Source organism: Microbacterium aurantiacum (assembly GCF_040532595.1).
Lineage (GTDB): Bacteria > Actinomycetota > Actinomycetes > Actinomycetales > Microbacteriaceae > Microbacterium > Microbacterium chocolatum_B.
On the sequence record NZ_JBEVYX010000001.1, the window covers coordinates 1,910,066 to 1,923,714 of the forward strand.

Consider the following 13,649-nt stretch of genomic DNA (forward strand, 5'->3'; position numbering starts at 1 on the left):
CCGGTCTCAAACGAGCTCGCGCAGGTAGCAGAGCATGCGATAGTCCTCACCCGGCTGGATGTTGGTGAAACCGTGCCGCTCGTAGAAGCGACGCGTGTCGACGTCGACCTCATCGACGTTGATGTGGATCTCCTCGCCGCCGAGCGCGCGGACCTCTTCGATCGCCGCGGTGAGCAGCGCGGTGCCGATGCCGCGGTCGCGGAGGTCGGCTCGCACGTAGAGCTCCTCCAGCTGTGCCAGCGGCCCGTCGCTGTAGGGCGTGGGGCGGAGGGTGAGGAAGGCGAAGCCGGCTGCATCGCCGGCCAGCAGCACCCGCACATCGTCGCGTACCAGGAGCGTGGAGAACCGGTCGGCAAGGGTCGCGGCATTCGGCGTCGCGCTGTCGAACTCGGTGTTGAAGTCGAACAGAAGGCGTCCGATCGCGTCGGCGTCCGCGACGCCGGCGACACGGACCTCGGTGGGCATGCTCATGCGCAGCAGTCTGCCCCCGGCGCACCCGATGCGCGATGATGTCCTCACCCACGAGATCGAAGGAGCAGTCGTGCATCCGCTGGTTGCGAAGCTGAACGTCGGATCCGCCGATCCTGTCTTCGTCGTGAACGTGCCGCCCCAGCTCGACGACCTCGTCGCCGCGCTGGAGGCCGATCGGGACGTGCGGCGGTCGCTCGTCGACGCGAAGGATGCCGGCTTCGTCCTCGGCTTCGCGACCACCCAGGCGGAGGTGGACGCGATCGCCGAGCGCGTCGGTGTCGGGACGACCGGGGACGCCGTCGTGTGGATCGCCTACCCCAAGGCCACTTCCAAGAACTACGTCTGCGAGTTCAACCGCGACACGGGGTGGCACTCGATGGGGGTGGCCGGATTCGAGCCCGTCCGACAGGTCGCGCTCGACGACGATTGGTCGGCGCTGCGTTTCCGCCGTGCGGCGTTCATCAGGAACTGGACGCGCTCCTTCGCCTACAGCGAGGAGGGCAAGCGGCGTCTCGCAGAGCGTCGAGAGGCCGAGGGGTCGGCATCCGGCTGACGGAGCCCTCGACGGGGATGCCGCGGCTCTGGCACACTCGCCGCATGCGATTCGAGACGACGCTGTCGCAGATCGGCAACAACACCGGCATCGAGGTGCCGCCGGAGATCGTGGAGGCGCTCGGCGGCGGCAAGCGGGCCGCGGTCACGGTCACCGTCAACGGGTTCGCCTATCCGAGCACCCTGGCCGTGATGGGCGGGCGACATCTGCTGCCGTTCTCGTCCGACAAGCGTGCGGCGACGGGACTCGCGGGAGGCGACGCGATCGTCGTGGACCTCGCGCTCGACACCGCCCCGCGAACGGTCGCTCTTCCGGACGACCTCGCCGCCGCACTCGCCGAGGCGGGTGTCACCGCTGCCTTCGAGACCCTCGCCCCGAGCGCGAAGAAGGCGCACGTGACCAACGTCGAGGGTGCGAAGGCGCCGGAGACCCGCGCACGCCGCATCGCCGCGATCGTTGCGAAGCTGAGCTGACCGACTCCGCGTGAATGCGCGGGGAGATTCGGGCGTTTCGGGGTGCTCCAGGGGGGCGAAACGTCGATTCGTCCCCGGCGTTTGACGTGAACGTCCGGTCACCGCATGCGCCCGCGCTTGCGCGGCTCTGTACGGCCGTACAGGATGCTGTACATGCGTACAGTAGCTTCCACAGACCCGCGCGCCGACCGCACGGCGCGCGCCCGGATCGTCGACGCCGCGTTCGCATGCTTCACCACCGCGGGGTATGCGTCCGCTTCCGTGCGGCAGATCGCCGCCGCGGCGGACGTGAGTCCGGCTCTGCTGACGCACCACTTCGGCTCGAAGGCCGCGCTGCGTGAAGAGTGCGACGCGCGCGTCGAGTCGGCGATCAGCGCGAAACTGGCCGGCGAGCGCGCCCCGCTCGACGTCGTCATCGAGACCTTCGGGCCCTATCTCGCCGCCACCCTCGACGATGACACCGACAGCGCGAGGCGGCTGTTCGCCCGCCTCGTCGCCCTCGCGCGCGCCGCGATCGACGACCCCGGCAGCGGTATCCGACCCGCCGAGGATCGCGACGGCCAGGCCGTCGCGCTCGTCGTCCTGGGGCTCGCGCCCTTCGCGTGGCGTCGACGCCTCGACGAGTGGGCGGAGGGAACGGATGCCGGGATCCGCCGGATCGCGGGGCCCCTCGCCGAGGTCTTCACCCGCGGGTTCATGGCGGACGCCCGGCTGGAGGACGCGCGATGAGGATGCTGCTGGTGACGGCGGGGTCCCGCGGTGACGTCGAGCCGTTCGTCGCGCTGGCCCGGGCAGCGCGACGCGCAGGACACACGGTGCGCGTCGCGGCTCCCGACAACTCCGGGGTCGCTGCGGACGGCATCGACCTCGTGAGTCTCGGCGTGGACTACTCGCACCTCATCCAGGCGCAGGGGGTGTCGGTCCGCGCCGCGATCGCGAACTACCGGGGCGCGGTGAAGCCCGCGATGCGGAAGGTGATCGTCGAGCCCGCCCGCATCGCCCTGGACTTCCGGCCCGACGTCGTCGTCGCCCACCCCAAGGTGCTGTCTGCCCCGCTGATCGCCGCGACGCTCGACATCCCCCACGTGCTGGTCGAGATGGTGCCCGCCGTCACACCGACGCGTGCGTTCGCGGCCGCCGGTACCGTGACGGCCGACCTGGGTCCGCTCAATCGGCTCACCTACCGGGCGGCCTCCGGGGCGGCCGCTCTCTTCCGTCGCGACCTGCGCGAGGCCGCGGGGCTCCTCGGCACGCGGGTGCCGCGGCGGCCGGCCCCGCCCGCGGCGACGCTGCTCCCGATCAGCCCCGCCCTCCTCCCGCGACCGGACGACTGGCCGCCCTCGGTCCACCTCACGGGGCCGTGGCACGACACGGCCCCGGCATCCGCTCGCCTGCCGACGGAGATCGCCGCCTTCGTCGAGGCGGGGCCGTTCGCCTACGCCGGTTTCGGGTCGATGGCCGCCGGCGACCCTCGCGAGCGGGCGCGGGCCGTCGTCGACGCCGCGCGTCGTGCCGGTCACCGCCTCCTCATGGCGACGGGTCTCGGAGGCCTCGCCGTCGCCGACGACCTGCGGGGCGAGGACCTGCTCGTCGTCGACATGGTGCCGCACGACCTCGTGCTGCCGCGCGCGGTCGCGGCGATCCACCACGGCGGGATCGGCACGGTCCAGGCGGCCCTCCGCGCGGGGACCGTGTCGATCGTCGTCCCCTTCATCGCCGATCAGCCGTTCTGGGGCGCCCTGCTGCACCGTCGCGCTCTCGGCCCCGCGGCGATCCCCGCCCGGCGGCTGACCGCCGATCGGCTCGACGACGCGCTCGCCGCGGCCCCGCGATACGCCGCCGCGGTCGCGGAGGTCGCCGCGCGGATGCCGCACGATCGCGGAACGGATGCCGCCCTCGAGGTCATCGCGGGCTCTTAGCGCCTCCCGGTCGCCCTCTACGCGACGAGCGCGCGCACAGGGGTCATCGTCGCATAGCTGTCCGCGAGGGCGGCCATGAACGCCGCGTGCACCTGCCGACCCGGCACCGTCTCACCGTCGAAGGCGAGGTCCGGCGCGGCGCAGGCGTCGTGCGCGACCGTGACGGCGTATCCGAGGTCCGCGGCGGCGCGGACGGTCGCGTCGATGCAGAGGCTCGACATCATGCCGCAGACGACGAGGTCGCGGGTGTCGAGAGCGGTGAGGATGCCGTCCAGCGGCGTCTCGCGGAAGGCGTTCGGATGCTCCTTGATGACGACGACCTCGTCGCCCTCCGGGGCGACGCGCGGGTGGATCTCCGCGCCCTCCGTGTCGGGACGCAGGAAGGCGGCATCCGGTCCGTCCCACACGTGCCGCACGTGCACGATCGGCGCATCGCGCTCGCGCCACGCGGTGAGGAGCTCACTCGCGCGTGCGGCGGCGGCATCCGCCCCGACCAGGGGGAAGGCGAAGCCGGGGAAGTAGTCGTTCTGGATGTCGACGATGACGAGCGTGGCGGCCATGCGCTCACACTACGGCTTGACTGTGTTCTGAGAACACGGTGTCCACTGAGGGTTCCCGTCAACCGTCAGTGAAAGCAGGAGTGTCATGTCCGCCAGTCCCTATCAGGGTCTCCAGGATTTCGTCGCAGGGTTCCCCGAGTTCGTCCAGCCCCTCCTCGTCGCCGCGATCGGCATGATCCCGTACGTCGAGGGCGAAGGCTCCGCGGCGCTCGGAATCCTCGTCGGCATCAACCCGCTCGTCGCCGCGATCGCCGGCGCGGCGGGCAACATCCTCTCCGTCGTGCTCGTCGTGGTCTTCGGCGCCCGCGCGCGCGCCGCCGTCGTCGCCCGGCGTGCGCGGAAGGCGGAGCCGGTGCGTGTGGGTGCCGGTTCCGGAGGCGACCCCGCTGATTCCGCAGGTGCTGCCGAGCCGGTCGGTGCCGCCGACCCCGCCCACCCGGCCGAGAAGCCGTCGCGGACCGCGAAGGGCCGCCGCCGCCTGAGCGCCTGGCTGGTGCGGTTCGGCGTTCCCGGGGCGAGTCTCATCGCCCCGCTCGCCCTCCCGACGCAGCTGACGGCGGCGTTCTTCGTCGCCTCGGGCGTGCGGAAGGGCTGGGTGATCCTGTGGCAGGTGGTGGCCATCGTGCTGTGGACCGGACTGGTCGCGGCGGCGGCGCTCGGGCTGGTGACTGTGCTGGGATGGGCGTGACATGGACGCGATCGACCTGACCCCCGACCTCATCCTCGGCGCCACCGAGCTCGAGCGCACCGACCGCGGGTTGCGGCCGCACCGACTGCCGGCGCACGCCCGACGGCGCGACGCCGATCCGCAGCTGACGATGATGGAGGCTCAGCCCTCCGGCATCCGTCTCTCCGTCATCACGAGTGCGACCTCGTTCGCGCTCGATCTGCACGCGACGCGCGTCGCCTACCGCGGTCTGCCGCGCCCGCGCGGGGTGGTGGACGTCGTGGTCGATGACGTCCTGGTCGGCTCGCAGGCGCTGCAGGCGGGCGATGCGGTCGAGCTCGACATGCAGACGGGTGCGAGCACACATATCCCGGGCGGCGTCGACGAGGTCGAGATCGCGTTGCCCGGGCCCGGTGAGAAGCGCGTGGAGATCTGGCTCCCGCACAACGAGCAGGTCGAGCTGGTGGCGCTCCGCGCTGACGCCCCGCTGCGGCCGGCCCCGACCGAGGGGCCGGTGTGGCTGCACCACGGCAGCTCCATCAGCCAGGGGTCGAACGCGACGACGCCGACGCGGATCTGGCCGGTCGTCGCCGCCCGTCGCGCGGGGGTGCGGCTGCACAACCTCGGTTTCGGCGGCAGCCCGCTCGTCGACCCGTTCGTCGCACGGGTGATCCGCGACACCCCCGCCGACCTGATCAGCGTCAAGCTCGGGATCAACGTCGTGAATCTCGACGCGATGCGGCGGCGCAGCTTCGTCCCCGCGGTGCACGGGTTCCTCGACACCATCCGGGACGGTCACCCGGACACGCCGCTCCTCCTGGTGTCGCCCCTCTTCTGCGGCATCCACGAGGACACCCCCGGTCCCGGGGCGGTGGATCCCGCGGGGTGGGCCACGGGGGAGATGCGGTTCATCGCCACCGGCGACCCCGCGGATGTCGCGGCGGGGCGGCTCACGCTCCGCGTGATCCGCGACGCACTCGCGGAGGTGGTCGCCGCGCGGAGCGATGACCCGCAGCTGCGGTATCTCGACGGCTTGCGACTCTACGGCGAAGCGGATGCCGCGGCGGTGCCCCTGCCGGACGCCCTGCACCCGAGCACGGAGGGGCACGCCCTCATCGGAGAGCGGTTCGCCGATCTCGCTCTCGGTCCGCGGGGGCTGCTCTCCGCCGACGCACCGGGTCGCGCGGCGGGCTGAGCCGTCGTCAGTCGTCGGCGACCATCGCGTGCGCCAGGATGCTCGCGCGCGCGAGCACCTCGAGTTGCGCGGGGTTGTACACCTCGTGCATCGCCTCGACGACCGTGTCGCGCGTCGCCTCTTCGCCCCGCGTGAGGCGGTCTCCCGGGTCGCGCAGCCAGGGGTAGTCGCGGAGGTTCTGGGCGAGGCTCGGCGCCAGGCGTTCGGCGAGCTCCCGTCGCGTCTGCTCGTCGGCATCCGCGGGCAGTCGATCGATCTCCGCGCCGATGGGATCCTCGTCGTGCGTGACGATCTCGCGGAGGTCGGCGAGGGAGTCCTCGTCGTACAGTCGCGAGTACAGGTGGATCATCGACGAGTCGGCACTCGACAGGCGCGACCCCGCGACCTCGAACCCCGCCGGCGTATCGGCCGGGGCCTCGGCCCGCAGGATCGTGGCGATGGCCGAGCGGGCCTCCTGGAGACGCTCGATCTTCGCCTCGAGCTCGGCGTCCACTTCGCGCAGGGCCTCCGTCGCCGTCAGGCGGTCGGTGCTGACGTCGCCGACCTGCGCGAGCGGGACGCCGAGGTCGACGAGCCGGCGGATGCGCAGGAGGGCGACGAGGTGCTCGGTGCGGTACTGCTTGTAGCCGTTGTACCGCCGATCGGGCTCGGCGAGCAGACCCAGCCGGTGGTAGTGCCGGACGGTGTTGACCGTCGTGCCGGCGAGGTCGGCGAGTTCGCGTGTGCTCCAGGCCATCAGCGCGCGAAGTAGCGCCGCGCGTTCCGGGTCGACAGCAGGATCAGTCCGACGATCGACAGGAACGACCCGGCGAGCACAGACCAGAAACCTTCGCCGGAGAACAGGCTGATCACGCCCAGGATGATCGTGATCGAGAAGACGATGATCGCGATGGTCCGGGCGGTGGGATTGCCCTTCCACAGGCCGACGCCGACGACCAGCGTGATGATCCCGATCGCCAGGCTCAGCCAGCCGATGAGGGCGACCGGGGTGATGAGGAGTCCGCCGATGACGACGAAGATCGCGCCGATGATCTGGAAGAAGCCGTTCAGCCACGCGACGATGGCGACGAGGGTGACGCCGAGGGGACGGTTCATGCGAGCTCCCGAGGGGTCGCGCCCGTCGTTCGCGGGCGACTGCTCACACGCTAGCGGCTGGCGCCCTGCGCGTCACCGCCCTCGGCGGCCTCTTCGGCAACCTTCATCGCCGCCTGACCCTCTTCGGGGGATTCCGAGCCGGCGGATGCCGCACTGTTGTCGGTGTCGTTCTCGTGCTGCCGGTCGTCGTTCATGGAGACCTCCTGGGTGGTGGATGCTGCTCCTACCGAACACCCCTCTCGGCTGGTGGGCGAGGGGCTTGCCGTGCGTCCGCACGTGTGCATGGGCGGGACGGGGAGAGCCCCCGACGCCGAAGGGGCGCCAGGGGCTCTCGTGGATCCGGACTCAGACCGCGCTGCGGGTGGCGCGGATGCGACGCACGTACCAGAGACGGGCGCCGACGCCCCCGGCGAGGAGCACCAGCGCGAGGGACGCCGCCCACAGAGCAGGGGCGAGATCCGCGCCGGTCACGGCGAGCGGGTCGTCGGAGGGCGAACCCACCGCCGCGCCATCGCCGTTGGTGTCGCTGCCGTCGGTGCCACCGGTCCCGGGCGCCGGTGCGGGCGAGGCGGAATCCGTCGGTGCGGGCGTCGGGGCCGGCGCGGGGGTGGGCTCTTCGCCATCTCCGGGCTCGTTGCCCGACCCGTCGCCGGGCTCTTCCGGCTCGCCCGGCTCCTCCCCGACGACCGTCACCGCGACGGTCTCGGTGACCCCGTTCACGGTCACCGACAGCGAGGCCTCACCGGGAGCGACGGCCGTGACCTCGCCCGTCGCCGGGTTCGCGCGCAGCGCGCCGGCGGCCGCGGCTTCGAGTTCGGAGGTCAGACCGCGCGCGGTGGCGTCGACGCCCGAGGCGCCGACAACGTCCACGCCCTCGCCGCCCCACTCGGCCGACACCGGCCAGGCGACCGGGACGACGCGGCCGCCATCCTGCGTGAGGGATGCCGACACGGCGGCGGTCTCGCCGACCTCCATGACGGACGGGGCCTGGACCGCGAGGGACTCGACGCGCGGCTTGGTCTCGGCCTGCATCCAGCGGATCCGGTCGACGACCACCTCCGGCGACGACCCGACGACGCCCGAGCCGGGGTTGACGCCCAGCATGGTCCAGCCGGTGAAGCCGCCGGCATCCGGAGTGCCCGAGGGGCCCTTGCCGGCGTTGCCGCCGAGGATGCGGCTGACGCCGTCGTAGCTGGTGGCGTCGAAGACCCCGACGTGACCGTTGACCATTGCGGCCGACTTCCCCGTCTCGGCGCGGAAGCTCGTCAGCGTCTCGACGAACTGCGCCGCCTCCGTCCGGTCCGACAGCTGGCTGGCCTTGGTCGCCAGCGGATCGTCGACCGGGTGGTGCGAGAACACGAGCACCCCGGTGACCGTCGGGTCGGCGGCGGCGTCATCCAGGCGCTCCTCGAGGAAGCGCAGCTGCTCGAGGCCCGACGCGCGGAACGATCCCGCGGCGCTGTTGAGGGTGATCATGCGGGTGCCGCCGAGGTCGACCGAGCGGTACGGCTCACCGAACGCGTCGATGAAGTTGGAGATCGCTCCGCCCATGATCTCGTGGTTCCCCGGCACGTACACGTAGGGGATCCGGTCGCCGACCTCTTCGTCCAGGATGCGCGCGGCCAGCTCGAAGTCGGCGACGGATGCCTCGTCCACGAGGTCGCCGTTGATGACGAGGTAGTCGGGCTCGGCCGCGACGATCTCGCGCAGCGTGTCGCGCGTGGCCTGGACGAGGTCGCTGTCGGGGTTGCGGGCGACGAACTGCGCGTCGCTCATCACGGCGATGCGCTGCGCCCGGTCGTCGACCGAGCCGTCGGCGACGATCGCCGGGTCGAACACGCGGGCTGCGACGGGCTGGTCAACGTCGGGGGCAACCACCGACTCGAGCGAGGCGATCGTGATCTCGCCCTGGTAGCTCGCCGCCGGGCGCGTCTCCATCATGCGCACGCGCTGGAAGGTCAACGGGTACGCGGTGCCGGCGGGGACGGTGAAGCGGGCCTGGCGCCATCCGGTCCAGTCCACCATCGGCCCATCGAGGTTGATGGTGGTGCCCACGCCGGTCTTCAGCTGCAGCCGCGGCCAGGCGCCTGACCCGTCGCCGTGCATCCAGAGCGTGAGCGCCTGAGGCTGACCCTCGAGAACGCGACCGCCGGTGGCCGCCTCGCCCGGCACGATCGCGTAGTAGCCCCGGGTGCCGGTGGAGGTGGTGAAGTCGTACGACATCGTCAGGGCGGGCTGCCCTTCGGGCCCCGTTGCGGGGGTGAGGGTGCCCGTCGCGCGCGCGACACCGGCGGTCCACTCGGCGGCATCGGCGAAGTCGGCGATGCCGATCGTGCGGTAGCCCACGGTGACGGCGACGTCGGCGCTGCGTCCACCGGCGGTGAAGGTCACCGTCGCCGATCCGCTGTCCACGACGGGCGCGACGGTGAACTCACCGAGCCCGGTCGCCTCGACGGTGACGTCGGCGCCGTGCTCCACGGTGACGTCACCGGTCTCGATCGGGGCGCTGAAGCCGTCGGCGTCGAGCCCGGTCAGTCGTACGGTCGCGGTCTGGCCCGGCTCGGACAGAGCGACCACGGTGGCGCTCGGGCGGATCCGCTCGAGCGCCCCGAGAACGCGGAGCTGCGTGCTGGCGGTCTTTCCGTCGGCGGTGAACGAGACGGTCGCCGTGCCGGGCGTGAGGCCTTCCAACTGCGCGGAGGCCTCGGTCGACGACGCCACGCGCGCGGCGGCATCCGTCGACGCGGAGAACGTGCCCGCAACGGCGACCCCGGCGAGGTTGTCGTCGACTCCGGTGCCGGAGACGGTGCGGTGCAGTCCGGGGAAGACCGCATCGGCATCCGTGACATCGAGCGCGGGAGAGACGCGGACGTCTGAGACCACGCCCGCCTCGGCGGTGGAGAAGAACGCGAGGCTGTTCGCGACGACGCGCTCGCTCCCGTCGGACGGCCGGTTGCGGATCGATGCGTCGGTCTCGCCCGGCTCGCGGACGGCGAGCATCGTGGAGCCGCCGCCGTCGAGGTTGACGGCGTTGTGCACGTCCAGGTCGAGCATCAGGTCGCCGAGCTCGCGGAGGGTCATGCCGCGGCTGTCGCCGGCGCGGCCGTCGATCGTGACGACCGTGATCTCGGTGCCGTCGCGGTTGACGCCGACGGCGGTGCGCGACGCTTCGACCTGATCGGCGTCGGTCTGCTCGCCGTCGACGATGAGGCGCTGCGATCCGCTGACGGCGAGGTCGACATCCGCGGATGCCGATACGGCGACGTCGACCGTATCGCCGACTTCGAGGGTCGCGAGGGTGGCGGCGCCCGCTTCCCGGCCGATGAGCACGCCCGTGCCCTCGGCGATCGCGGCGTCACCGGCCACCGACGCCGGATCGGTGCTGACCTGCGTGACCACGCCGCCTTCGACGGTGACCTTCGTCATCGGGGTGACCACGGTGGCGGGGGCGCCGAGCGGGCGGGCGAGGGTATGGGTGCCCCAGGCCGGGGTGTACCAGCCGATGCCGCCGGTTCCGACGGCGGGGCTGTTCACGCCGCTGACGTCGTGGGTCGTGCCGTCGATCGTCACGGTCGCGGCGGAGGTGAGTGCCTGGACGGCGGCGAGACCGTCGGCGATCGTGAACGCGGGGCGGGTGTCGGGCGCGAGGGTGCGCACGCCCTGAGAGGGGGAGATGTTCGTGCCGACGGGGGCAGTGGAGTTGTTCATGTCGAAGTAGTCGCCGTTGACGGCGGCGACGGCGCCCGTGCCCGCGATCTGGTCGCTGAGGGTGGCGCCACCGGTGACGGATCCAGCATCCAGGACGTCGAGCGACAGGGTCGGCGTCGTCAGATCGGCCCGCATGACGTGCCCGGTGACCCATCCGGCGGGCTGCAGACGACGGAAGTCGGTGAGCTCGAGGCCGGGGGCGAGGATCTGCGACGATGACGTCAAGAGGGTCGAGTCGCCGCCGCTCAGGTCCAGGTCGGCGGCCGCGGAGGCGGCGAGGGCAGGGGGAGGGGCGAGCGTGCCCGCTCCCACTGCCGAGACGGCGACGACGGTGGCGAGGAGAGCCGTGCCGGTACGACGGCGTCGGGGTGCGGGCAGCGAGGAGCGTCGAGTATCGAGCGCAGGCAAGTGGAACACCTTCCGGTTCGAGTGGGGGAGTGGTGCCGAACCTCACTCGGTCGGAAAGGCCGGCGCGGCGACCCTACGTATCGACCCGACCCATCCGGTGACCTCCAGGTGAACGCGAGGTGCGCGGGTCAGGGGAGGGTGACGGGACCGGCGGAGCCCGTCGCGAAGCGGACGTGGGCGATGTCGGCGGGGGTGTCGAAGTCCGCTAGGCCTAGGCGGAGCGCCGTCACGGCGTACTCGGCGGTCGATCGCGGTCCCGGCTCGATGTACGTCGATCCGGGGGGAGCGCCGGGCTGGTCGGGCTGGACGTTCACCATCAGCGACACCACGGACGGCAGGGCGTTCACCAGGCCGGCGAGGGCGTTCACGACCGGAGTGGAGAGGGCGGACAGGGTCGCGCCGAGTGTGGTGACCCTGTTGATCAGCTCCGTCGTGAGGAGGTTCACGAGCGCGGTGGTGAGGGCCCCGCCGGATCCGTTCAGGAGCGACAGGATCGAGGTGAGATTCGGCAGACCGGCCAGTCCGAGGAGTGTGTTGATCGTTCCCGGAAGTCCGCCCGCGGCCGTTGCAGCGACGGAGATCGTGGCGTTTCCGTCGACCACGTCACCGATCGAGGCATCCAGCGTGATCGCTACCGACGCCAGCGTGAATCCGACCGCCGATACCGACGTCGTCAAGCTGATCTCGAGCTGCGCACCCCGGATCGCGGCCCGGATCGCGTCGGTGACATCGGTGCTCCACTCGTCGAGCAGGATGCCGGCTTCGGCGACGATGTCGTTGACCACGCTCGCGTCGAGGACGAGCTCGGTGTTGGGGTCGGCGTTGTTGAGAGGCCCGCTGAGGCGCTCGATGTCCAAGAGGATGCGGCCGCTCGCGAGGTCGATCGTGAATCCGTTGCCGTCGAGGGTGAGGTCGAGGAACGGCGCGATCGTCGCGTCGAGGTCGAGTCCGGAGATGGTCACGGTGCCCGTCACGCTCGCCGCGGCGACGCCGGGGACGGCGAGGGCGAGGTTGGTGCGCAGCGTCTGCGCGATCAGGCCGTTCTGCCCCACGAGCGCGGCCACGGCATCCTCGAGGTCGGCGACACCGGCGGTGACCGCACCGGTGAGTGCGCCGACCGCGGGCGCGTCGACGACCACGTCGAGCCCCGCGATGCCGTAATCGCGCTGCACGACCGGCGCCGGCGGGGCGATGCCCCAGATCTGCTCGCGCAGTGCGGCGCATCCGTCGATCTGGGAGCTGGCGGCGACGGCGCCGACTTCGAGCGTCGCGGTGTTCAGACCGGCGATCGCCGGAAGGAGCGCGGTGATGTCGATCCGTCCGGGGGTCGGCAGCTGATCGGGCGGGGTGTCGTCCGACACCAGCACGGCACCGGAGTCGTTGATGAGACCGGATGCCCCCGCGGCGGTGCCGCTCGACGACCCCTGCGCCCACTGGTTCGCGGCGCCCAGAGCGGCGCCGGGAAGGCCGACGGTGAACCCGGTGAGGTCGACGCCCACGATTCCGAGCGCGGTCACATCGAACGGATTCGCGTACGTGTAGGTGGGCGGCGTCGAACCGAGATCGATCGCGTCCCCGGGCGAGGGGACGGCCGTGCCGTCGGCGTTCACCGTCAGCCGCATCTCCTCCAGCTCCGCGAGCGCGTCGAGATTGACCCCGAGAAGCTGCCCGGCGAGGAACGTGCCCCGCGAGCGTGTGTCGAAGGCGGTCGATCCGTCGCACTCGAGCGACCCGGTGCCGATCGGTCCGCCGTACGCCCACTCCCGGTCGTTCCAGCTCGCCGTGGTGGCCGTGACGCTCAGCGGGATCACGAGCACGGCACCGAGGGCCGCCGCGAGGGCTCCGCGCATCCGCCGGTTCATGAGCGTCCTCCCTGACGTGCGAGGCGCATCGTCGCGCCGAGCCCCACCATGCCGAGCGCGAGTGCGCCGACGCCGAGGAGCATGCCGATGTCGAATCCGGTGGCGGGTAGCCGGTCCGGTGGTCCGACCGGGACGGGGATATCGTCGATGGATGTCGCGGTGAGCCCCACGCCCATCTGGCCGCGAAGCCCCATGAGCGCCTCGTCCGACCGTGCGGCCGCGGTGTCCTCCAGCGAGAGGGTCACCAGCAGATACTGCGGGGCCGACGGCGTGAGCGGACGCAGCTCGAACGTGGGCGACGACGCCGTGTAGTCGTCGGCGGGGGTCGCGACCGTGACGGCGCGGGCTCCAGGGAGGCACGTCGGCGCGGTCGGAAAATCGGACCAGGGGGCGTCGCACACGTCGACCTGCATCACGAGGCCCCGGGGATACGCCGCGAGGGCACCGCTCTTTCGGAGCTCCAGTGCGAGCGTGGCGCGGGTGGCGTCCTCCAGCCGGGCGCGAATCTGCCAGAAGGCCGGGTCTCCGGGGCTCAGGTCGAGGAATTCGGCGGGGTACGGGTCCGCCGACAGCACGAGGCGGCCGGGGGCGCCGGTCGGGGGGACATCGACGAAGGCGGCGCGGGCGGCGTCGGCGACGAGGACGGAGCCGATGCCGAGCGAGGCGAGCGAGAGCGCGGCGACGAAGAGGGCGCTGCCGCGCCGACCGCGGGGGCGGCGGGGGTGGGACATTGTTCTC

General features: G+C 72.0%; 14 protein-coding genes. 6 read left to right on the forward strand and 8 right to left on the reverse strand.

What is annotated here, in order from left to right; all coding sequences use genetic code 11:
• Window positions 1-6 precede the first annotated feature (6 nt).
• Window positions 7-471 carry a GNAT family N-acetyltransferase gene (locus tag ABXJ56_RS09040; RefSeq protein ID WP_353999334.1) on the reverse strand — a complete coding sequence of 155 codons (465 nt, stop codon included), beginning with the start codon at window positions 469-471 and terminating at the stop codon, window positions 7-9.
• 28 nt (window positions 472-499) lie between these two features.
• Between ABXJ56_RS09040 and ABXJ56_RS09045 the strand changes: the two genes are divergently transcribed.
• The 4 genes from ABXJ56_RS09045 (at window position 500) to ABXJ56_RS09060 (ending at window position 3,416) form a co-directional block, all read left to right on the forward strand.
• Window positions 500-1,024 carry a hypothetical protein gene (locus ABXJ56_RS09045; RefSeq protein ID WP_353999335.1) on the forward strand — a complete coding sequence of 175 codons (525 nt, stop codon included), beginning with the start codon at window positions 500-502 and terminating at the stop codon, window positions 1,022-1,024.
• 44 nt (window positions 1,025-1,068) lie between these two features.
• A complete protein-coding gene (locus tag ABXJ56_RS09050; protein WP_353999336.1) occupies window positions 1,069-1,497 on the forward strand; it encodes a YdeI/OmpD-associated family protein in 429 nt (142 codons plus the stop codon).
• A 153-nt stretch (window positions 1,498-1,650) separates the two neighbouring features.
• Window positions 1,651-2,226 carry a helix-turn-helix domain-containing protein gene (locus ABXJ56_RS09055; RefSeq protein ID WP_353999337.1) on the forward strand — a complete coding sequence of 192 codons (576 nt, stop codon included), beginning with the start codon at window positions 1,651-1,653 and terminating at the stop codon, window positions 2,224-2,226.
• A gap of 2 nt (window positions 2,227-2,228) precedes the next feature.
• Complete coding sequence (locus ABXJ56_RS09060; protein ID WP_435404990.1) at window positions 2,229-3,416, forward strand: glycosyltransferase; 1,188 nt, start codon at window positions 2,229-2,231, stop codon at window positions 3,414-3,416.
• Window positions 3,417-3,433: 17 nt separating this feature from the next.
• On the opposite strand, the gene ABXJ56_RS09065 is transcribed toward ABXJ56_RS09060, so the two are convergent.
• Window positions 3,434-3,976, reverse strand: a complete 543-nt coding sequence (locus ABXJ56_RS09065) for a cysteine hydrolase family protein (RefSeq protein WP_353999339.1) — start codon at window positions 3,974-3,976, stop codon at window positions 3,434-3,436.
• Between the two features lie 85 nt (window positions 3,977-4,061).
• Here ABXJ56_RS09065 and ABXJ56_RS09070 point away from each other — a divergent pair, with 85 nt between their 5' ends.
• Window positions 4,062-4,664, forward strand: a complete 603-nt coding sequence (locus ABXJ56_RS09070; RefSeq protein ID WP_353999340.1) for a small multidrug efflux protein — start codon at window positions 4,062-4,064, stop codon at window positions 4,662-4,664.
• Between the two features lies 1 nt (window position 4,665).
• Complete coding sequence (locus ABXJ56_RS09075) at window positions 4,666-5,838, forward strand: GDSL-type esterase/lipase family protein (protein WP_353999341.1); 1,173 nt, start codon at window positions 4,666-4,668, stop codon at window positions 5,836-5,838.
• Between the two features lie 7 nt (window positions 5,839-5,845).
• Here the strand turns inward: ABXJ56_RS09075 and ABXJ56_RS09080 are convergent, their stop codons facing one another.
• The 6 genes from ABXJ56_RS09080 to ABXJ56_RS09105 form a co-directional block, all read right to left on the reverse strand.
• Entirely contained in the window at window positions 5,846-6,574 is a 729-nt protein-coding gene (locus ABXJ56_RS09080) for a MerR family transcriptional regulator (protein WP_353999342.1), read from the reverse strand.
• Window positions 6,574-6,933: a hypothetical protein gene (locus ABXJ56_RS09085; protein ID WP_353999343.1), complete on the reverse strand. Its 360-nt coding sequence runs from the start codon at window positions 6,931-6,933 to the stop codon at window positions 6,574-6,576. Before ABXJ56_RS09085 ends, ABXJ56_RS09080 begins: the two co-directional genes overlap by 1 nt.
• 50 nt (window positions 6,934-6,983) lie before the next feature.
• Window positions 6,984-7,127, reverse strand: coding sequence for a hypothetical protein (locus ABXJ56_RS09090; protein ID WP_353999344.1), 144 nt, complete (start codon window positions 7,125-7,127; stop codon window positions 6,984-6,986).
• A gap of 151 nt (window positions 7,128-7,278) precedes the next feature.
• Window positions 7,279-11,049, reverse strand: coding sequence for a phosphodiester glycosidase family protein (locus tag ABXJ56_RS09095; protein WP_353999345.1), 3,771 nt, complete (start codon window positions 11,047-11,049; stop codon window positions 7,279-7,281).
• A gap of 128 nt (window positions 11,050-11,177) precedes the next feature.
• Window positions 11,178-12,899 carry a choice-of-anchor G family protein gene (locus ABXJ56_RS09100; protein ID WP_353999346.1) on the reverse strand — a complete coding sequence of 574 codons (1,722 nt, stop codon included), beginning with the start codon at window positions 12,897-12,899 and terminating at the stop codon, window positions 11,178-11,180.
• An 8-nt stretch (window positions 12,900-12,907) separates the two neighbouring features.
• Window positions 12,908-13,642: a hypothetical protein gene (locus tag ABXJ56_RS09105; protein ID WP_353999347.1), complete on the reverse strand. Its 735-nt coding sequence runs from the start codon at window positions 13,640-13,642 to the stop codon at window positions 12,908-12,910.
• Window positions 13,643-13,649: the final 7 nt, after the last annotated feature.